Source organism: Amycolatopsis endophytica, from assembly GCF_013410405.1.
In the GTDB taxonomy this organism is placed as follows: Bacteria; Actinomycetota; Actinomycetes; order Mycobacteriales; family Pseudonocardiaceae; genus Amycolatopsis_E; species Amycolatopsis_E endophytica.
This window is the reverse complement of record NZ_JACCFK010000001.1, coordinates 4,547,880-4,567,147: the sequence shown is the minus strand read 5'-3', so window position 1 is coordinate 4,567,147 and position 19,268 is coordinate 4,547,880. Positions and strand designations below refer to the sequence as shown.

The following is a 19,268-nucleotide window of genomic DNA, read 5'->3' as shown; positions in this document are numbered from 1 at the left end:
TCTCCCACCACCGCCCGCAAAGGCGGCGCTTCGCGCCCGTCTATCATTCTGCCGTGTCACTGAACTCCCTGATCGCCCGCCTGCCCTACCCGTCGCGCACGGCGCAGCGCGCGATCGCCGTCGCCGCGATCGTGGCCCAGGCCGGCATCGGGGTCACCGGATCGGTCGTGCGGGTCACCGGGTCCGGGCTCGGCTGCCCGACCTGGCCGCAGTGCTTCCCCGGCAGCCTCGTGCCGGTCGCGCACCCCGAGTTCGACACGCTCAACCAGTGGATCGAGTTCAGCAACCGGCTGCTCACGGTCGTCGTCGTCCTGGTCTCCGCGCTGGCCGTGCTCGCCGCGTGGCGGGTCCAGATCGCCCATCCCGAGCGCAAGCGCCTGGTGAAACTCGCGTGGACGATGCCGGGCGGTGTCGTGCTGCAGGCCGTGGTCGGCGGCATGACCGTGCTCGCGCGGCTGGAGTGGTGGACGGTCGCGATCCACTTCCTGGCCTCCACCCCGCTGGTGTGGCTGGCGGTACTGCTGTTGCGCGCCTTCAACGAGGGCGATCAGCCCGCGCGGTGGCTGGTCCCGCCGCTGGCGAAGAAGCTGCTGGTGACGCTCGTGGTCGCGATGTGGGGGATCCTGATCGCCGGCACCACCGTCACCGGCGCGGGCCCGCACGGTGGTGACCCGGAGACGCACCGGCTGGACGCGCCGATCGCGACCCTCGCCCAGGTCCACGGCGGGATCCTGGTCTTCTACCTGCTGGTGCTCGCGACGTTCGGGCTGGCGCTGATGCGCGGCGGCACCCCGGCCGCGGTGTGGCGCCGCTACGCGATCGTCTGGGTGGTGGCGCTGGCGCAGGGGGTGCTGGGGTCGGTGCAGTACGCGCTCGGCATCCCGGAGGCGCTGGTGTCGCTGCACGTCCTGGGGTCGGCGCTGGTGATCGTGGCGACGGCGGCGCTGTGGTGCGGCTGCCGTGACCGCGGACCGGTCGTGTCGGCCGCGGCGCCGGAGAGCCCGGAGCTGGCCGCCGCGCGATAGGGGTTCCGCCACCGGCTACGCGGTGGTAACGCACGTGGGGGTATCCGCCAGAACGGCCCCGTAAGGTGAGGCCGGAGAGAGAGGTTGCTGCCACCCATGACGAAACCGCTGATCTCGCATCGCCGGTCCTCCGGTCAGATGATCGTGCTGAAGGCGTTCCTGCTGATCCCGTTCCTGGCCCTCATCACCGCTGTGCCGCTGGCGTGGGGCTGGGGCCTGACCTGGCTGGACCTCGGCCTGGCCGTGGTGTTCTACGTCGTCGCGACGCTCGGCGTGACCGTCGGGTATCACCGCTACTTCACCCACGGGGCGTTCAAGACGGGGCGTCCCCTGCGGGTCGCGATGGCGATCGCCGGCAGCATGGCCGTGCAGGGTTCGGTCATCTTCTGGGTGGCCAGCCACCGGCGGCACCACGCGTTCGCCGACCGGGAGGGCGACCCGCACTCGCCGTGGCTGTTCGGCACGAGCCCGGCGGCGCTGCTGCGGGGTTTCTGGCACGCGCACATGGGCTGGATGTTCCAGCGTGAGGTGACCAACTACGAGCGGTTCGCCCCGGACCTGCTGGCCGATGACGACCTGCGGGTGGTCAACCGGCTGTTCTGGCTGTGGATCGTGCTGAGCCTCGGGCTGCCGACGCTGCTCGGCGGGCTGCTGAGCTGGTCGTGGTGGGGCGCGGTCACCGCGTTCTTCTGGGCCGGTCTGGTGCGGATCGCGTTCCTGCACCACGTGACGTGGTCGGTGAACTCGATCTGCCACATGATCGGCGACCGCCCGTTCGCGAGCCGGGACAAGGCGGCGAACTTCTGGCCGCTGGCGATCCTGTCGATGGGCGAGTCGTGGCACAACTCTCACCACGCCGACCCGACGTGCGCCCGGCACGGGGTGCTGCGGGGGCAGCTGGACGTGTCGGCGCGGCTGATCTGGATGTTCGAGAAGCTGGGCTGGGCGCGCGACGTGCGGTGGCCGCGCGCCGAGCGCCTCGCCGCGAAGCGCCTCGAACCCGCTTCCTAGGTCTTACAAGGAGTGCCCGGCCATGCGGCGGCGGTGGCCGGGCCCGATCTGGGTCGCGTTGACCGTCCCGGCGTCCCACTCGGCCGTTTCCAGGTCCTCGACGGCTTCGACGAGCGCCTCGCCGGTGGCCACGGTCTTCACCACGATGTCGCCCATGGCCCCGTCGTGGCCGACGAGCACTACCCGCGCCCCGGCCCGGCCGATGTTCTCCACGACCGCCTTGGACGGCTTGCCGTGCTCGGCGACGAAGCGGCGTGCGGTCGTAAGCTGCTCGGCGGTGGGCGCCGGTGCCTCGGTCTCTTCAGCCATGTCGGCATCCTAGGGAAGATCGGGCGGCCCCACCGGCTTGTACGGGGTGAACCCGACCACGTCAGTGAGGAGACGAGATGCCCACGGCAGTGCAGATCCGGCGGACCGGCGGACCCGAGGTGCTGGAGGTCGGTGACGTCGAGATCGGCGATCCCGGTCCGGGTGAGCTGCTCGTCGATGTCGCCGCCGCGGGGGTGAACTACATCGACACCTACCAGCGGAGCGGGATCTACAAGCTGGACCTGCCGGTGACACTGGGCCAGGAGGGCGCCGGAACGGTGACCGCGGTCGGCGAGGGGGTGACCGGCTTCGCGGCGGGTGACCGGGTCGCGTGGCAGGGTCACCTCGGCGGCTACGCGCAGCGGGCCCGCATCCCCGCGCAGATCGCGGTGAAGGTTCCGGACGGCGTTTCGGACGAAACCGCCGCCGCGACCATGCTGCAGGGCGTCACCGCGCACTACCTGGTGCGCTCGACGTACGAGGTCCAGGAGGGCGACACGATCCTGCTGCACGCCGCGGCGGGCGGGGTCGGTCTGCTGTTGACCCAACTGGCCAAGGCCCGGGGCGCGCGTGTGATCGGCACGGTGTCGACGGCGGAGAAGGAGTCACTGGCCCGGGAGGCCGGCGCCGACGAGGTGATCCGGTACGACCAGGTCGATTTCGCCGAGGAGGTCCGGAAACTGACCGACGGCGAGGGTGTCGCCGCGGTCTACGACGGCGTCGGCAAGTCGACGTTCGACGGAAGCCTGGCCAGCCTGCGCCCGCGGGGCTTCCTGGTGCTGTTCGGGGCGGCGAGCGGCCCCGTCCCCCCGGTCGACCCGCAACGCCTGAACGCGGCAGGCTCGGTCTACCTGACGCGCCCCACCTCCGCCCACTATGTGGCCACGCGCGAGGAACTGGACTGGCGAGCGGGCGAACTGTTCGGGGCTGTGACGTCCGGGACGCTGAACATCCGCATCGGGGGCCGGTATCCCCTGGCGGAGGCGGCCCGGGCGCATGAGGATCTGCAGGCCCGCCGCACGACGGGCAAGGTTCTGCTGATCCCCTGAGTTCCCGGCGAAAACCGCCACCCGGCAATGCAAGCCACGAATCGACCGGTCCAGACCTCCCCCGCCCCTCATCCCGAGCCCGCTTCGGTCGCCGAGCAGGCGGGTCAAGGTGCTCTTTCCCGCCTTGACGCGTCTGCTCGGCGACTGGAACCCTCCGCGAGGAGGGGCGGGGGCGGTCGTGGGGTGACCGACTACCCGACGGCGGCGTGCCCAGCGGTCACGTCGCCTGCCAGAAGCCCGGTTCAAAGATCAAGGGATAGTCCTCGCCGGACGGGCTGGCTCCGGGATGACCAGGGGTTTCGCAGTCCGGCTCACCTTCGCGAGGGGGTCGCTGGGTGGTACTGCAGCTCGCTGGCGCTCGCCACAGCACGGCGGCTGCGTACCGTTATACGCTCACGGCGGCGCGAATCGTCTCCTTGAGGCTGCTGGTCGTGGCGATGACGGCTGTCGGTTCGTAGCCGCAGTGGGCCATGCAGTTCGCGCAGCGTGGGTCCTTGCCGCGGCCGAACTTGTCCCAGTCCGTGTCCTCGATCAGCTCGCGCCAGGTCTTCGCGTAGCCGTCGTCCAGCAGGTAACACGGACGCTGCCAGCCCAGCAACGAGTATGACGGGATTCCCCACGGCGTGCATTCGAGATCCCGCTTGCCCTCGATGAAGTCGAGGAACACCGGCGAGTGGTTCAGGCGCCACTTCTTGCGGCGGCCCTCGGCGAAAGCCTTCGTGAACAGTTCCCGCGTCTGCTGCACACCGAGGAAGTGCTCCTGGTCCGGTGCCTTCTCGTAGGCGTAGCCCGGGGACAGCTGCATGTTGTCGACCTTCACGACATCGTTCAGGTAGTCCAGCACGTCGATCACGTCCTGCGGGCTGTCGGTGTTGAAGAACGTCGTGTTCGTCATGACCTTGAAACCCTGGGACTGCGCGAGTTTGATCGCCTCGACCGCGGCCTGGAAACCGCCCTCCTTGCGGACGGAGGCGTCGTGCTTGTCCTCCAGGCCGTCGATGTGCACCATCCACGTGAAGTTGCGGTGCGGCTTGAACTTGTGGATGTGCTTGGGCAGCAACAACGCGTTCGTGCACAGGAACACGATCTTGTTGCGCTCCAGCAGGATCCTGGTGATCTCGTCGATCTGCGGGTGCATCAACGGCTCGCCGCCGGCGATGGACACCATCGGCGCGCCGCTCTCCTCCACGGCACCGACGGCCTGCTGCACCGGCATCCGCTGCTTCAGCAGGTGCGCGGGCTGCTGGATCTTCCCGCAGCCACCGCACTTGAGGTTGCACGCGAACAACGGTTCCAGCTCGACCAGGATCGCGAACTTCTCCTGTCGCCGCAGCTTCTGCTTGGCCAGGAACGCTCCCAGCCGGATCGACTGGCGCAACGGCATGCCCATGGTCTAGCTCACCTCCCGGGGTAGTGTGAAAACCACGTCCTCATCGGCCCCCGCGGTCTCGGTCACCTTCGTGCGCCCGAGCCCGCGCAGGCACCGCACCAGCTCCGCCACCAGATCCGGTGGAGCCGAGGCGCCCGCGGTGATCCCGATCCGCGTCGCCCCCGCCAGCCAGCGCAGGTCCACTTCGGACACGTCGTCGACGAGCCTGGCCCGCGTCCCCCGCCGCCGCGCCACCTCGACCAGGCGCTGCGAGTTGGACGAGTTCACCGAGCCGACCACGAGGACGAGGTCCGCCTCCTCCGCCACCGCCGTCACCGCGCGCTGGCGGTTCGTGGTGGCGTAACAAATGTCGTCGCGCCGCGGGCCCTCGATCGAGGGGAACCGCGAGCGCAGCACCGAGGCGATCTCCTCCGCCTCGTCCACGGCCAGCGTCGTCTGCATCGCGTAGGCCGCCCGGCCCGCGGGTGCCCGCACGTGCGCCGCCGCCTCCGCGTCTTCCACCACCACGATCCGCTCGGGCGCCTCCCCCACCGTGCCCTCGACCTCTTCGTGGTCGGCGTGCCCGATGAGGAACACGGTGTCGCCGCGGCCCGTGTAGCGCTTGACCTCGGTGTGCACCTTCATCACCAGCGGGCAGGTCGCGTCGATCACCCGCAGGTCCCGCGCCCGCGCCGCCGCCCGTACCGACGGCGCGACACCGTGCGCGGCCAGTACGGTCGTGGCGCCTCGCGGAACCTCCTCGACCTCCTGCACGAACACCGCGCCCAGCGCCTCCAGCCGCCGCACGACGTGTGCGTTGTGCACCACCTGCCGTCGCACGAACACCGGGGCGCCGTACCGGTCCAGCGCCCGCTCGACGATCTCGATCGCCCGCTCCACGCCGGCGCAGAACGACCGCGGACTGGCCATCAGCAACTCGCCCGCACCGGCGGCCTCGCACCATTCACGCAACACCGGCGCCGCCAGCCGCAGCGACCGCAGTCCGCTGATGCCGCGCAACACCGTGCCCGGCCGCCACAACGGCTGATCGGGAGTGTCCACAACGGCCCGGACGACAGCCGTCGGCCCGGGCAGTGTGGCGAACTCCGCGGACTCCATGTCGACGGCCAGCGCACCGCTTTCGGCGTACCGGGCCCGCTCCGCGCCGTCCACCACGGCCGGTGAAGACGCGATCGGTCCCAGGTGGACGGTCAGCCCCTGTCGCCGCAACGCCGCGGCCAGCAGTGGCGCCGACGGCAACGGCACCCGCCCGCGTGGACCGTCGATCTCGGTCGCCACCACCAGATCACCCGGCCGCACCCGCGGCACGAGCGCCCCGCCGACCCCGGCGACCAGCACCGGGTGCCCGGCGGAAGCCAGCCGCAACGACGATTCGGCCGCGCGGCGCGGGCCCATGCCGCCGTGCAGCACCACCAGGCCCGGCATCCGCAGAGCCGAGGCTTCGACGCGCAGCGGCGCGACCACCACGCCGGTCATGACCGGCCCAGGTAACGGCCCAGCGCGGTCACCGGGAACACGAGCCGGTACAGGTGGTAGTTGATGTAGAAGTCGCCGGGGAACCCGGTCCCGGTGAACTGCGGCTCGTCCCACGTGCCATCCGCCCGCTGGGTCTCGGCCAGCCAGCCCACACCGCGCGCGGTGACCTCGGAGTCCCGCTCCCCCGCCGCGATCAGGGCCAGCAGCGCCCAGGCGGTCTGCGAAGCGGTGGACTCGCCGCGCCCGGACCACGAGGGGTCACGGTAGGACCGCAGGTCCTCACCCCAGCCGCCGTCGTCGTTCTGGTGCTCGCCCAGCCACCGCACGGCCCGCCGGATCGCGCCGGACGACACCGGCACCCCGGCCTCGGCCAGCGCCGGGACGACCGCGCCGGTGCCGTAGACGTAGTTCGCGCCCCAGCGGCCGAACCACGACCCGTCGGCCTCCTGGTGGTCCAGCAGCCACTTCACGCCGCGGCGGCATTCGCGGCTGTCCGCCCGCCCCTCCTTGGCCAGCATCTCCACGACGTGGGCCGTGACGTCGGCCGACGGCGGGTCGATCACCGCGCCGAAGTCGCAGAAGGGCAGCTTCGTGGTGAGTTCCCGCGTGTTGTCGGCGTCGAACGCGCCCCAGCCGCCGTCGCGTGACTGCATCCCGGTGGTCCACTTCACCGCCCGGTCCAGTGCCTTGCCGAGCCGCTCGCGGTCCGGGTGGCCGACGCGGCGCAGGCCGAGCACGACCTCGGCGGTGTCGTCGGTGTCCGGGTACAGGTCGTTGGCGAACTCGAACGCCCATCCGCCCGGGTCGAGGTCCGGTCGCCGCACGGCCCAGTCGCCGCGCACCGCGATCTCCTCGCCGAGCATCCAGTCGGCGGCCTTGAGCAGGTGCGGGTCGTCGCCGGGGGCGCCCGCGTCCAGCAGCGCGGTGATCGCCAGCGCGGTGTCCCACACCGGGGACTGGCACGCCTCCAGCCGCCGCACCGTGCCCTCGGGGGTTTCCTCGCGGATGAGGAACCCGTCGAGGCCCCTGATCCCCTCGCGCATGGCCGGGTGGTCCAGCGAGTAGCCGAGCAGGTGCAGCGCGAGCAGCGAGTACACCCACGGCGGCTGGATGCCGCCCCACCCGCCGTCGGCTTCCTGCCGCGCGAGGATCCACTCCGCGGCCTGCCGCATCGCGAACTCGCGCACCGGTTTCAGCGGCACCTTCGCGTAGAGGTGCAGCGCCTTGTCCAGGTACTGGAAGGCGCCCGACCAGGTCCACGGCGCGACCAGGCCACCGCCGCGCCGGACGCCGGAGCGCAGCTCGTCGATGCCGAAGGGCAACGGCCGCACCGGGCGCAGCGTGCTGACCACCGTCAGCGGCACCACGGTCTGGCGCGCCCAGCAGCCCCAGTCGTAGACGTTGAGCGGCACCCAGGAGGGCAGCAGCACCAGCTCGGGCGGCATGTTCGGCAGATCGTCCCACGACCACAGCCCGAACAGCGCCAGCCAGATCCGGGTGAACACGCGGCTGGCCTCGACCCCGCCGCCGCGGCGGATGAACTCCGCGGCCCGGCGCAGGTGCGGCTCGTCCGGCGAGTCGCCGGCCAGCCGCAGTGCGACCCATGCCTCGACCGTGGTCGACAGGTCACCCGGTCCGCCGTGGAAGGTCGCCCAGGTGCCGTCCGCGCGCTGCTGCGAGCGGATCCACCGGGCGGCCTCCTCGGTCTCGGCCGCGGTGCGGATGCCCAGGAACTCCCGCATCAGCAGGTCCTCGGCGTCCATGGTCACGTTGGTCTGCAGTTCGCCCTTCCACCAGCCGCCGTCGCGCTGCAGCCCCTTGAGATGGGCGACCGCGCGGTCGAGCACCTCGGCGGGGCCGGTGCCCGATCTGGTGGCGGGATCGGCGGTCTGCGTCATTCAGGCCTCCCTGGTCACGATGAACCGCGCGAGGGCCAGTAGCTCCGCACGCACCCGTCCCGGGACCTCGGCGTCCTCGAGCTTGCGCTGCCCGGCCGCCATCCGGCGGTGGGCTTCCTCCAGCGCCCACGCGCGCCCGCCGGCCAGGTCGACCAGGTCGGCGGCGCGGCGCACCGCGTCTTCGTCCGCGACGTCGCCGTCGGTGAGCCAGACGGCCAGCTCGCGTCCGGGCGCGCCGCCGTGGGTGACGGCGTAGGTGACCGGCAGGCTCTTCTTGCGGGCCCGCAGGTCGGAGTGCACCGGCTTGCCGGTCACCGACGGCTCGCCCCAGATGCCGAGCACGTCGTCGACCAGCTGGAACGCCAGGCCAAGGTCGGCGCCGAACCCGGCGAGCGCCTCGACCGTGCGGTCCGGCGCGCCCGCGAGCACGGCGCCGATCGCGGCGCTGGCGGACAGCAGCGCGCCGGTCTTGCCGCCCGCCATGTCCAGGCACTCGTCGAGTGTGACGTCGTCGCGTTGTTCGAAGGCGACATCGAGGACCTGGCCGCGGATCAGCTCGCCGACGGCTTCGGACAGCAGCCGGGCCGCCGCGACCGCGCCCGGTTCGTCGGCGTCCAGCAGGACCTCGTTGGCCAGCGCCAGCATCGCGTCGCCGGTGAGGATCGCGCTGGCCGCGCCCCGCACCGCCCACACGGTCGGCCGGTGCCGCCGCTCGGTGTCGCCGTCCATCAGATCGTCGTGCAGCAGCGAGAAGTTGTGCACCAGTTCCACCGCCACCGCGCCGGGCAGCCCGCTGTCCGGGCCGGCGCCCGCGGCCTCGGCCGACAGCAGCGCCAGCGCCGGGCGCACCGCCTTGCCACCACCCGAGGTGGGGTTGCCGTCCAGGTCGGTCCAGCCCAGGTGGTAGTAGGCGATCGCGCGGCTGGCGGGGTCGAGCCGGTCCACGGCGGCCCGCATCGCGGGCAGGACGGCCTGCCTGCCCTGCTGCAGGGAATCGAGTACAGCGGTCATGCGGGTATCCCTTCCGGACGGCCCGGAACCCCCGCTGGAGTGCCGGGCACGGCTTGGGCGGCCGCCTCTCCGCTGCGCACGGCGCCCTCCATGGTCGCCGGCCAGCCGGTGGCGGTCCACGCGCCCGCCAGCACCAGCCCCGGCACGCGGGTGCGGGCGGGCGGGCGCAGTCCCGCGCAGCCCGGCGCGGGAGCGAACGTGGCGTGGCGCTCTCGCGTCACGAAGAAGTCGAGCACCCCGGCGCCGCGGGCGGCGGGAAGCAGGTCGAGCAGGGCGGGCAGCATCCGCTCCCGCAGGACCCGCACCGGCAGGTCGATCTCCTCGTCGGCGGCCGAGAGGGAGATCGCCAGGTACTGACCGCGGGTGAGACCGCTCGACGCCGTGCGGTCGAAGACCCACTGCACCGGCGAGTCGACGGCGGCGAAGAACGGTGCGCTGGTGACCTTGCGGTCGAACACGACGTGCACGTTGACGATGGGCGAGCTGCCGAGCCCGTCGGCGAAGTCCGGCGGCAGGCGCACCGCGCCTTCGGGCAGCAGCCTGGCGGCCACCGGCGGCGGCACGGCGAGCACGACGTGGTCGGCCTCGACCGGCTCGTCCGCGCCGATCCGCCAGGTGCCCTCCGCGCGGGCCAGCCCGGTGACCTTGGTGCCGAGACGGACGTCCACCCCCGCCTCGGTCAGCTTCGCCAGCGCGGGTTCGCCGTGCAGCCGGCGCAGCGGCACGGTGGCCCAGCCGAGGTCGGCGGCGTCGGCGGCGGTCAGCAGGCCGACCTGGAACACGGTCGCGGCCAGGCCGAGCGACGCCTTCGCCGCCGGGGCGTTCAGCGTCGCGATGCCGACCAGGTCCCAGAGTTTCCTGATCGCGTCCGGGCTCTGGCCGTGCGCCTGGAGCCACTCCCCGAACGTGCGCCGGTCGGAACTGGGCGCGGCCGGGTCGACCGATTTCAGCGCGAGCGCGGCACCGGCGAACCGCATCCGGTCGCCGAGGCCGAGCGGGCCGTAGCGCAGCACCGAGTCCGCCAGGTGCAGCGGCGCGGGCAGCGGGTTGCGGCGCAGCCACACCGGGCGGCGCCGTTTCGGCGAGTGCACCGGGATCTCCAGGCGCGGCTGCAGGTGCACCCGGCCGGTGACGCCGAGCCGCCGCAGCAGGCCCAGATAGGAGGTGCAGCAGCGCAGGAACACGTGCTGCCCGTTGTCGACGTCGAGCCCGTCGCGGGTGAACGAGTGCGTCAGTCCGCCCAGGGTGTTCCGGGACTCCAGCAGGGTCACCCGGTGCCCGGCGTCGGCACAGCGCAGGGCCGCGGTGATCCCGGCCAGACCACCGCCGACGACCGCGACCCGCTGCGTCATGCCGCTTTCCCGCCCAGCGCGCGGACCGCCACGCCCAGCTTCTCCCGGCCGGACAGCGACAGCCGCTTGTCGTAGACCGCCGACGGCTGCTCGGCGATGCGCTCCAGCAGCTGCCGGTAGATCCCGGCCATCGCCAGGCAGCACGCGCCGCTGCGGCGGTCGAGCAGCGGGCCGAGGCGCAGGCCGTCGGCGTACCACTCGCGGGCCCGGGCCGCGCTGTGCCGGATCAGGTTCGCCAGGCCGCCGTCCGGGTCGGCCAGCACGCCGTCGGAGATCCGCAGGTCGACCCCGAACGCGTCGAGGTCCTCCTTCGGCAGGTACACCCGGCCGGTGAGCAGGTCCTCCCGGATGTCGCGCAGGATGTTGGTCTGCTGCAGGGCGATGCCGAGCGCGTCGGCGTAGTGGGCGGCCCCGGGGTGCGGTTTGCTGCCGAACACGCCCAGGCACAGCCTGCCGATCGACCCGGCCACGCACCGGCAGTACTCGGTCAGCTCGTCGAAGGTGCCGTAGCGGCGGCCCTCGATGTCCATCCAGACGCCGTCGAGCAGCTCGTCGAACGCCTCCAGCGGCACCGGGAAGCGGTGTGCGGCGTCGGCGACCGCGACCATCACCGGATCGGTGCTGCGATCGAGCGCGGACAACTCCTTGCGGACCGCCTCCAGCTGCGTGGCCTTCTCCTCGATCGGCAGGTCACCGTCACCGATGTCGTCCACGCGCCGCGCGAGCGCGTACACCGCGCACAGCGCCGAGCGGCGCTGCTTCGTGAGCAGCCGGATGCCCCAGTAGAAGTTGCGGGCCTCCGTCCTCGTGATGTCCTCACAGGTGGTGTATGCCTGTTCGAGCGTCGGTGCCGTCATGCGGACCGGCCCCCTTCCCGGATCCGGCGGACATGGGCTTCGCGGCGCACCAGGAGGGCGATCAGGTGCGCCAGCACGTCGGTCTTGCGCGGGCGCGGCGTCGCGGACAGCACGTCCCACCGGGACCGTCGCAGCGCGTCGAGCGTGGCCAGACCGCCCGCGACGTAGCCGGCGACGGCGATCCGCGCCCAGCCGTGCAGGCGGTCCAGCAGCGCCGCGCCGGTGGTGAGCAGGTCGAGCGCGCGGGCGGTCTGCGCGGCGACGGCCAGGCGCACCGGGCGGCTCGTGGTGACCGCGTCGAGGTCGGTTTCGGCGGCCCCGAACGCGGCGAGGCCGGACTGCGGCAGGTAGACGCGCCCGTTGCGACGGTCCTCGGCCACGTCCTGGCAGTGCTCGATCAGCTGGAGCGCGGTGCACACCTTGTCCGAGAGCTGCCCGGCCACGGCGTCGCGCACCCCGAACACGCGGAGCACCAGGCGCCCCACCGGGTCGGCGGAGAGCACGCAGTAGTCCTCCAGCTCGGCCTGCGTGGCGTACCTGCCGACGCGCTGGTCCTGGAGGTTCGCCCGCACCAGGCGATTGAACGGGTCCGCTTCCAGATCGCGGCGCCGAACCGCGGGGAGAAGATCACGTAATACCCGTTCGTGTGGTTCGTCCCCGCGAAAGGTGCGGTCCAGATCTTCCTGGAATCGCAATAACCCGGCCGTGCGATCTTCCGCGGATCCGGCTGCCTCGTCACCCAGATCGTCGATCACGCGCGCCACGTCGTAGATCGCGCCGAGGTCGTCACGCAGGTCACGCGGAAGTATCCGCAGCGCTACGGGAAAGTTCTCGGCCTGTTCCTTTTCGCGCAGCGTGCGTTCGCCGACCGTGCCGGGACCGGGGGGTGCGGGAGCCATCGCCTCATAATCGCTCCCTCGCTGTGACGAATTCTTCGCACCGGAAACAAAAATGAAGAAGCCCCGGTTGTCACGAGCTGACAGTATTGACCCGGACGATGGACGGCACGCGGGCAGGCGAGTGGGGGTCCACGACATGGCGGTCAGAAGAACGGAGACCAGCGACGGCAAGCTCGAGCAGCTGGCGGCGGCGACCTCGCAACGGCTGCCGCGCATGCTCGACGACGTGGCACGGCTGCTCAACGAGCACTGGCCGGACTACGCCGAGTTCATCATCACCGAGCGGGACGAGGTCCTCGTTTCGGCGGGCATGTTCCTGCGGCGGCTGCTGCGCATGGCCAAATGGGACATCACGGAACTGTCCGGCATCGCCGACCAGGCGGGTGACCGGTTCGGGGAACAACCGCTGTTCGAGGAGATCGGGCGCGCGCAGTGGCAGCAGGGCCGCGATCTGACGAGCCTGCTGTCGGCCTACCAGATCGGCGCGCGCGTCGCCTGGCACCACGTCGCCGAGGTCGCGCTGGAGGTCGGTGTCCCCTCGGACATGTTCGCCTCGCTGGCCGAAGCGGTGTTCATCTTCGTGGACCAGCTGTCGTCGGCGTCCGCGCGCGGGTACGTGCTGGAGCAGTCCGAAGCGGCCGCGACGCGGGAACGGCTGCGTGACGAGCTCGCGGACATGTTGCTGTCGGACCGGTCCGACTCCGCCGCGATCCGCACCGCCGCGGCCCGGGTGGACTGGCCGCTGCCCCGGCAGGCGGCGGTCGTCCTGGTGGAGCCGGACAACCCGGTCGGCAGCGCACTGCTGGGACGGCTCGGGAACTCGTCACTGCACGTGCGGCGGCAGCGTCTGGTCTGTGCCATCGTGCCCGATCCGGACGGTCCGCAACGCCGGGAGCGGCTGGCGAGCGCGCTGCGCGGTGCCGGCGCCGTGGTCGGGCACGCCGTCGCGCTGGAGCGCCTGCCCGCCAGCATGCACGTCGCCGAGCTCGCCGCCCAGCTGCGCCAGGCCCAGGTGCTCGAGGACGATCCGGTGTTCGTGGACGACCACCTGGACTCGATCATCGTGCACCGCGACGCGAAGCTGTTCGACGCCTTCCGCCACCAGTGTCTCGCCCCCCTGTCGCATCTGGGGCCGGTGACGCGCAAACGGCTGTGCGAGACGCTCGCCTGCTGGCTGCGGCACCTCGGCGACCGCCGTGCCATGGCGGAGGAGCTGCACATCCACCCGCAGACGGTGCGCTACCGGATGACCCAGCTGCGCGAGCTGTTCGGCGAGAGCCTGGACGACCCGGACAACCGCCGCCGCCTCACCCTCGCACTCGCCTGGGGCGGCTCGGACCCCGACGACACCTGAGCACCGTGTTGGCCGCTCCGGTCACCGTGTTGGCCGCTCCGGTCACCGTGTTGGCCGCTCCGGTCACCGTGTTGGCCGCTCCCGGCGCGGGTCTCAGTCCAGTTCGGCCAGTACCGCGCGGAATTCGGCGAGGAAACCGTCCACGCTGTCCACCAGCTCGGCGTCCACCGTGGCGCTCAGCGAGAACGAGCCGTGCCACCCGAGCACGCCGATGGTGAACGGTGTTCCCGGCGCGAGCGGGATGATGGCGAACGCGGTGTGGAGCGGAAAATCGCCGAAGGACGTCGGCCAGGCCGCACCCGGCATATTGGACACGGTGCCGTTGAAGAACCGTCCACCATAGACGGTCCGGGCGAACCAGCTGTGGAAGAACGGCGGCATGAAGTTGGCGACGGTGTGCTGCACGAACCGCGACGCGACGACGCGGGTGCCGGTGCGCAGCCGTTTCGTGGCCTTGGCGATCCGCTCCAGCCGCTGGGTCTCGGGCAGGTCGCCGAGCGGGACGTCCACCATCACCGCGGCGGTCACGTTGCCCTCCGCCCCTGGCCGGGGCTCGGCGGCCATCAGGGTGACCGAGGTCAGCATCGACTCCGGCAGCGGCGCCACCGCGACCCTCCGCAACGCGCCCGCGACACCGCTCAGCAGCAGATCGGTCACCCGCACGCCGTACCTGCGCGCCAGTTCGCGCACCTCGTCGAGCGGGATCCGCAGGGTCGCGTAGCGGCGGTCCGGCGGGTGACCCGAGGGCAGCTCCGCCTTGGGCCTGCCGTCCGTGGCCAGCTGGGCCAGGCCCACCGCGCCCGCGGCGACCTTCTGCAGGGCGTTCGGCCGCTTCGTCTCGTTGAGGCCCGCCAGCAGGCTGGGTGACTCGAACAGTTCGAGCATCAGGCTGATCGTGCCGATGCCGTCGGCGACGGCGTGGTGCACCAGCGAGATGACCGCCGCAGTGTCCTCCTCGACGCCCCGCACGACGGCGAAGCGCCACAGCGGGCGGTCCCGCGGCAGCGGTTCGCTCTGGAACCGGGCGACCAGCTCGTGCAGCGCGCCCATGCCGCCGGGAGTGCCGTCCGGGCGGGTGAGGTCGAAGTCGGGGACGTGCCAGTCCCAGTCGATGCCGGGATGGGGCACCCAGAACTGCCGTCGCCAGCGCGAGTAGGGCGACAGCCGTTGCGCGTAGCGGGGCATCACGGGCAGCTTCGCTTCGAGCGCGGAGCGCACCCATTCGCGCGTCGGCCCGGACGGGTTCTTCGTCGTGTCGAGCATGATGAGCCCGCCCACGTGCTGCGGGAAGTCACGGGTCTCGACGTGCAGGAAGAACGTGTCCGACGCCGGGACCCGCTCCACCGGTTTCGCGACCTGCGCCAGCCATGTCGCCGCCACGATGAACACCACCGCCCCCGCCGCGTCGATCCAGTAGTGGTTGCCCGTCGCCACGATGACGGCGAACGTGATGAGCACGTGCACCGCGCTCACGACCTGCACGACCCGGCCGCCGCGGATGCGCGCCAGCACCACCGACACCCACAGCGCCCAGCCGACGTGCAGCGACGGCATGGCGGCGAGCTGGTTGGCACCCTGCAGCGCGGGCGAACCCCAGGACAGGAACGTGTGCCCGAGCCGCACCGTGTCGACGAACCCGGCGCCCTCCAGCATCCGCGGCGGCGCGACCGGGTACAGCCAGAAGCAGGCCAGCGCGAACAGGTTCAGCCACACGAACGAGTTGCGCACCGAGCGGTAGTGCACGGGATGCCGGGCGTGCACCCAGATCAGCAGGACGATCGCGCTGGCGATGTAGGTGACCGCGTACTCGTAGTTGGCGAACACGCGGATCCAGCCCTGGCCTGCCAGCCACAGGTTGACCGGCAGTTCGAAGTCCAGGTGCAGCCAGCGTTCGAAGGCCAGGAGCGCCTCGCCGTTGGCGTGCGCACGCTCTTCCCTGCCGGGCAGCGGAAGCGCCTCGACCAGCAGGTAGACGCCGAACAGCCCGAGCCCGAGCAGCAGCTCGCGCCACCAGCTCGGGCGCCGGACGGCCGCGGTGCGCGCGTCCAGGGTCACCGGAGGCTGTGGTCTGGAACCGACGGTGAGCACACCGTCGTATATCACGCTTTGCGGGCGCCGCGCTCGCGGGAAGTCAACGCTCCACGGTGCACGACCACGTCGTCGACGAGTCCGGCCTCGATCGCCGCGGCGAGGACACCGCCGCCCATCAGGCCGACGTCCTTGCCGTCCGCGAGCTTCCGCGCCACCGCGATCGCGTCCTCGATGCCGGTGGTGAGCAGGATCTGCCGGTCGGTGATCTCCGGGGCGTCGCGGTGGCCAAGGACGACGAGCCGGGCGGCCGGGTGCGGGCTGCCGCCGCCGAAGTGATCGAAGTCGTCGTAGGTGTCGCGGCCGGCCACACGTCCCGCGGCACCAACGGCGATCACGGCTCCCGGCCCGGCCACGGGCTCGGCGACGGCGGGACGCTCGGCGACTGGTACTTCGACGGCGACATCTGGAACTCGCGTCAGGCGGGGGCGGGGGCCGGGGTGTGGCGCCCGGCCAGGCGGAGGGTGACGCCGCTGCGGCGCAGTTTGCGCCAGCCGTGCGCGGCGCAGACCGCGACGGTCAGGGCGGTGAGCAGGCCGCTGAGGATGCCGCGTGACATCAGGCCCGCCTCCACACCCCAGTGCAGGAAACCGATGGTCATGGCGGCGTCGATCAGGCGCGAGCCGCCCCACAGGAGGGCCACCTCGACGAACACGCGGTTGACCGTGCGGTGCTTGAACAGTTCCGCGGGCAGCCGGACGAAGTCGTTGGCCAGGCGGGCCGTGATGGGGCGCCCCAGCACCGCGCTGCCGACGAAGATGAGGAACATCAGCACCGATCCGAGCGCGGGCTGCAGCACGTACACCACGGCACTGGAGGTGATGAGGGCGACCGCCGCGCGGCCCACCAGCATCACGGTGCACAACAGCAACGTGCGGGGCAGGTCGCGCTTCATGAGACGCCGCGCGCCGATCACGAAAGCGCTCCAGCCGAGCACCGCGCACAACGCGGGAACCAGGCCGACGAAATGCAACAGCAATCCCAGCAGAACGGTCGGGATGACGACCGTTTCCAGCAGAAGAATCGCCGCATCCTTGATCGTTTTCCGCAGGTGCGGGATCTCGATCACCAGGTGGCGCTCGCCGGACGGCGCTCGGTGGTGCACAGGCTCCAGCCTCCAAGGGTCTGCCTGGGGGTGCGCGGGGGCGGCGCACTCGTCAGCAGGCTCTGTAGGTTCCACCGCCCGCCGGGCCCGAAACCTACGCCGGAAACCTGAATTATTCCTGAGCGAAGGTGTCCGATGAACGGACCGGTGCGTGAACGGTTCCCGAGAATTTACCACTCCCGGGATAAACCCCGTGTTCGGCTGTGCGGCTCGTCTCGGCCTGCACGCTCGGGGAATTCGCCAGTCCGAACACCCCGAGGCCGAGCAGCACGGCGGCGCCCGCCGTCGCGGCCAGCGGACCCGGCTCGACCACCAGCGTCGCGTTGAACGCCAGCAGTCCCAGGAAGTAGCTGGCCGCCGGGTTGACGATGGACATCACCGCGATCGCCGCGGACAGCGAACCCGATCCGTAGGCCTGCTGCCCCAGCAGCAACCCGGACAGGGTCGACAAGGCGAGCACGTACCCCGGCCAGGTCAGTGCCGTGTGGCCGACACCCTCGTTCAACAGCAGGTCGGTGGTCACCTTCATCATGGCCGCGGACATCGCGTAGCAGATCCCGGCCGCGGCGGCGATGAGCGCGCTGTGCATCAGCGGGCCGCGCTTCTGCGCGACCTGCACCAGCGTGACGACGGTGGCGGCGGCGATCAGCACCGCGATCAGCAGGCGGCCCTGGTCGGGCGACCCGCCCAGCGGTGCGGTGCCCTCGACCGCCAGGAACACCACCACTCCCCCGGTGATGGCCAGTCCGGCGAACCAGTCCCGCAGCGGCGGCCACCGCCGGATCGCGGCCGAGGCCATCGGCAGCGCGAAGAGCAGCTCCGTGACCAGCAGCGGCTGCACGAGCGCGATCGACCCGAAGTGCAGCGCGGCGGCCTGACTGAAAAAGCCCAACAGGTTCGTGGCCCACCCCGCGAGCCAGACCCTCTTGCGCAACAGCTTGCGGATCAGCCACAGTACGGGGACGCGGTGTTTGGCCGCGCGACCGTCGACGTCACTGTCGGCAACCTCGATCACCGCGCGGCGTTGCAGCGCGGCTGACGCGGCGAACAGGAACGCCGCGGCGAATCCGAGGAATACCGGGACTAACACGTCACTTTTCAGCGCTTCCAGTGGCGGAAAGATTCCGGGAACTCAGCCTGAACCCCCGAATCGGGCAGATAGTGCACGGTACACCGCGGGCATGGTCCCGCGCACCGCGATCGGCACTCTCAGCCACCGGGGGACGTACTGTTCGGCACGCTCCGCGACCACGGCCTTCCACACCGCTTCCGCGACCGCGCCCGCGGGCACCGGCCTGGGGCTGCGCCGCTGGTAAGGGCGGCCACGGCGGGCGAAGAACTCGGTGTCCACCACCCCCGGCACGACCACTCCGACGTGAACACCGGTACCCACGAGTTCCAGCCGGAGGCTCTCGGCGAACACGTCCAGCCCGGCCTTGCTCGCGGAGTACACCGACTCCCCCGCCACGCCCGCCCGGCCCGCGATGGAGGTGACGAAGACGACCGCCGCGCGCGGCCGCTCCAGCAGAGCGGGCAGCAGCGCGCGGGTCAACTCGACCGGTGCCGCCAGGTTCACCGTCAGCAACCGCCGGGCATCCGCCGCGGTCATCTCCGTGACCGGGCCGGCCCAGCCCATCCCGGCGTTGTTGACGAGCACGTCCACGCGGCCGGCCCGCCCGGCGATCTCCCCGGCCACCGCCTCCGCGGCACCGGGCTCGGCGAAGTCCGCACGGACGGCGACCCCGCCGGTGCGCTCCGCGAGCGCGTTCAGCCGGTCGCCGTCGCGCCCGTGCAGCACGAGGCGAGCACCTGCCTCGTGCAGCCGGAGCGCCGTGGCCGCCCCGATGCCCGACGAGGCGCCGGTGACCACCGCGACCGCACCACGGACGTCCATCAGACCCCGACCCGGGCAGCGTCGACGACGTACACCAGCGTGTCGACCGTTCCGCCCGCCTTGGCCGCGACGTCCTGCGGGAGGACCAGCAGCCGACGGCCGCCCTGCCGCATCCCCGGCAGGCCTTCCCGGAAGCCCGGCATCCCGCCGAACCTGCCGACCTCGACCTGCACCAGCTGTGGAGTGCGGAAGGAATCCTCCATCCGGACCTTGTCCGACCACGTGAGGAGCACGTAATTCACTCCCATGGTGCTGCCGGTCCCGGCGGCGGGCCCCGCGCCGGGAACGAGGTCCTTGGTCAGCACCGTGTTCGGCGCGATGCAGTCGTCCGGGATCGTGACCGCCGGCTCGCTGCCGACGTCGCCGGCCACCGTGATGTCGTCCACGGTGCACTCGATGGCGCCGGGACCGTTGCCCACCCATGTGCCCGCCGATGGCGGCGCCGGCTCAGGTGGGACGAACGGCTGCCACTGACCGGGCGAGCACGCCCCGAGGAGGGCCACCGCCGTCATGGCGGTGACCGCCGCGACCGCCCCCCGCACGGCCATCG

18 protein-coding genes are annotated in these 19,268 nt (G+C 71.8%); 4 read left to right on the top strand and 14 right to left on the bottom strand.

Features of this window, described 5'->3' with window-relative positions; all coding sequences use genetic code 11:
* The first annotated feature begins 53 nt into the window (after positions 1–53).
* Together HNR02_RS22500 and HNR02_RS22495 are read left to right on the top strand one after the other, a co-directional pair.
* Complete coding sequence (locus tag HNR02_RS22500; RefSeq protein ID WP_179775111.1) at positions 54–1,025, top strand: COX15/CtaA family protein; 972 nt, start codon at positions 54–56, stop codon at positions 1,023–1,025.
* Positions 1,026–1,121: 96 nt separating this feature from the next.
* Positions 1,122–2,036 carry an acyl-CoA desaturase gene (locus tag HNR02_RS22495; RefSeq protein ID WP_179775110.1) on the top strand — a complete coding sequence of 305 codons (915 nt, stop codon included), beginning with the start codon at positions 1,122–1,124 and terminating at the stop codon, positions 2,034–2,036.
* A gap of 3 nt (positions 2,037–2,039) precedes the next feature.
* Here the strand turns inward: HNR02_RS22495 and HNR02_RS22490 are convergent, their stop codons facing one another.
* Positions 2,040–2,345: a hypothetical protein gene (locus tag HNR02_RS22490; RefSeq protein ID WP_179775109.1), complete on the bottom strand. Its 306-nt coding sequence runs from the start codon at positions 2,343–2,345 to the stop codon at positions 2,040–2,042.
* A 77-nt stretch (positions 2,346–2,422) separates the two neighbouring features.
* Here HNR02_RS22490 and HNR02_RS22485 point away from each other — a divergent pair, with 77 nt between their 5' ends.
* A complete protein-coding gene (locus HNR02_RS22485) occupies positions 2,423–3,394 on the top strand; it encodes a quinone oxidoreductase family protein (protein ID WP_179775108.1) in 972 nt (323 codons plus the stop codon).
* 385 nt (positions 3,395–3,779) lie between these two features.
* On the opposite strand, the gene hpnH is transcribed toward HNR02_RS22485, so the two are convergent.
* The 7 genes from hpnH to hpnC are packed head-to-tail and all read right to left on the bottom strand — an operon-like array spanning position 3,780 to position 12,277.
* On the bottom strand, positions 3,780–4,784 hold the full coding sequence (hpnH, locus tag HNR02_RS22480; protein ID WP_179775107.1) for an adenosyl-hopene transferase HpnH: 1,005 nt from the start codon (positions 4,782–4,784) through the stop codon (positions 3,780–3,782).
* Between the two features lie 3 nt (positions 4,785–4,787).
* On the bottom strand, positions 4,788–6,260 hold the full coding sequence (gene ispH, locus HNR02_RS22475) for a 4-hydroxy-3-methylbut-2-enyl diphosphate reductase (protein ID WP_179775106.1): 1,473 nt from the start codon (positions 6,258–6,260) through the stop codon (positions 4,788–4,790).
* Positions 6,257–8,158 carry a squalene--hopene cyclase gene (gene shc, locus HNR02_RS22470; RefSeq protein WP_179775105.1) on the bottom strand — a complete coding sequence of 634 codons (1,902 nt, stop codon included), beginning with the start codon at positions 8,156–8,158 and terminating at the stop codon, positions 6,257–6,259. The genes ispH and shc overlap by 4 nt, the downstream gene beginning before the upstream one ends.
* A complete protein-coding gene (locus HNR02_RS22465) occupies positions 8,159–9,169 on the bottom strand; it encodes a polyprenyl synthetase family protein (protein ID WP_179775104.1) in 1,011 nt (336 codons plus the stop codon). It lies immediately after the preceding gene.
* Positions 9,166–10,521, bottom strand: coding sequence for a hydroxysqualene dehydroxylase HpnE (hpnE, locus tag HNR02_RS22460; RefSeq protein WP_179775103.1), 1,356 nt, complete (start codon positions 10,519–10,521; stop codon positions 9,166–9,168). The genes HNR02_RS22465 and hpnE overlap by 4 nt, the downstream gene beginning before the upstream one ends.
* Positions 10,518–11,378, bottom strand: a complete 861-nt coding sequence (gene hpnD, locus HNR02_RS22455) for a presqualene diphosphate synthase HpnD (RefSeq protein ID WP_179775102.1) — start codon at positions 11,376–11,378, stop codon at positions 10,518–10,520. The genes hpnE and hpnD overlap by 4 nt, the downstream gene beginning before the upstream one ends.
* The gene (gene hpnC / locus HNR02_RS22450; protein WP_179775101.1) at positions 11,375–12,277 is read right to left on the bottom strand and encodes a squalene synthase HpnC; all 903 of its coding nucleotides are present in this window, start codon (positions 12,275–12,277) and stop codon (positions 11,375–11,377) included. Before hpnC ends, hpnD begins: the two co-directional genes overlap by 4 nt.
* A 136-nt stretch (positions 12,278–12,413) precedes the next feature.
* Between hpnC and HNR02_RS22445 the strand changes: the two genes are divergently transcribed.
* On the top strand, positions 12,414–13,631 hold the full coding sequence (locus HNR02_RS22445; RefSeq protein ID WP_218903038.1) for a PucR family transcriptional regulator: 1,218 nt from the start codon (positions 12,414–12,416) through the stop codon (positions 13,629–13,631).
* Positions 13,632–13,724: 93 nt separating this feature from the next.
* Here HNR02_RS22445 and HNR02_RS22440 read toward each other — a convergent pair whose 3' ends face one another.
* The 6 genes from HNR02_RS22440 to HNR02_RS22415 all read right to left on the bottom strand — a co-directional run bounded on the left by HNR02_RS22440 (position 13,725) and on the right by HNR02_RS22415 (position 19,266).
* Positions 13,725–15,686, bottom strand: a complete 1,962-nt coding sequence (locus HNR02_RS22440) for a bifunctional phosphatase PAP2/O-acyltransferase family protein (protein ID WP_179775100.1) — start codon at positions 15,684–15,686, stop codon at positions 13,725–13,727.
* A gap of 44 nt (positions 15,687–15,730) precedes the next feature.
* Positions 15,731–16,057 (bottom strand): dihydrofolate reductase family protein, encoded by a 327-nt coding sequence (locus HNR02_RS22435; protein ID WP_179775099.1) that lies wholly within the window; start codon positions 16,055–16,057, stop codon positions 15,731–15,733.
* Positions 16,058–16,137: 80 nt separating this feature from the next.
* Positions 16,138–16,824: a DUF3159 domain-containing protein gene (locus HNR02_RS22430; protein ID WP_179775098.1), complete on the bottom strand. Its 687-nt coding sequence runs from the start codon at positions 16,822–16,824 to the stop codon at positions 16,138–16,140.
* A gap of 112 nt (positions 16,825–16,936) precedes the next feature.
* Positions 16,937–17,914, bottom strand: coding sequence for a DMT family transporter (locus HNR02_RS22425; RefSeq protein ID WP_179775097.1), 978 nt, complete (start codon positions 17,912–17,914; stop codon positions 16,937–16,939).
* 42 nt (positions 17,915–17,956) lie between these two features.
* Complete coding sequence (locus HNR02_RS22420; RefSeq protein WP_179775096.1) at positions 17,957–18,718, bottom strand: SDR family NAD(P)-dependent oxidoreductase; 762 nt, start codon at positions 18,716–18,718, stop codon at positions 17,957–17,959.
* On the bottom strand, positions 18,718–19,266 hold the full coding sequence (locus HNR02_RS22415; RefSeq protein WP_179775095.1) for an FKBP-type peptidyl-prolyl cis-trans isomerase: 549 nt from the start codon (positions 19,264–19,266) through the stop codon (positions 18,718–18,720). The genes HNR02_RS22420 and HNR02_RS22415 overlap by 1 nt, the downstream gene beginning before the upstream one ends.
* Between the last annotated feature and the right edge of the window lie 2 nt (positions 19,267–19,268).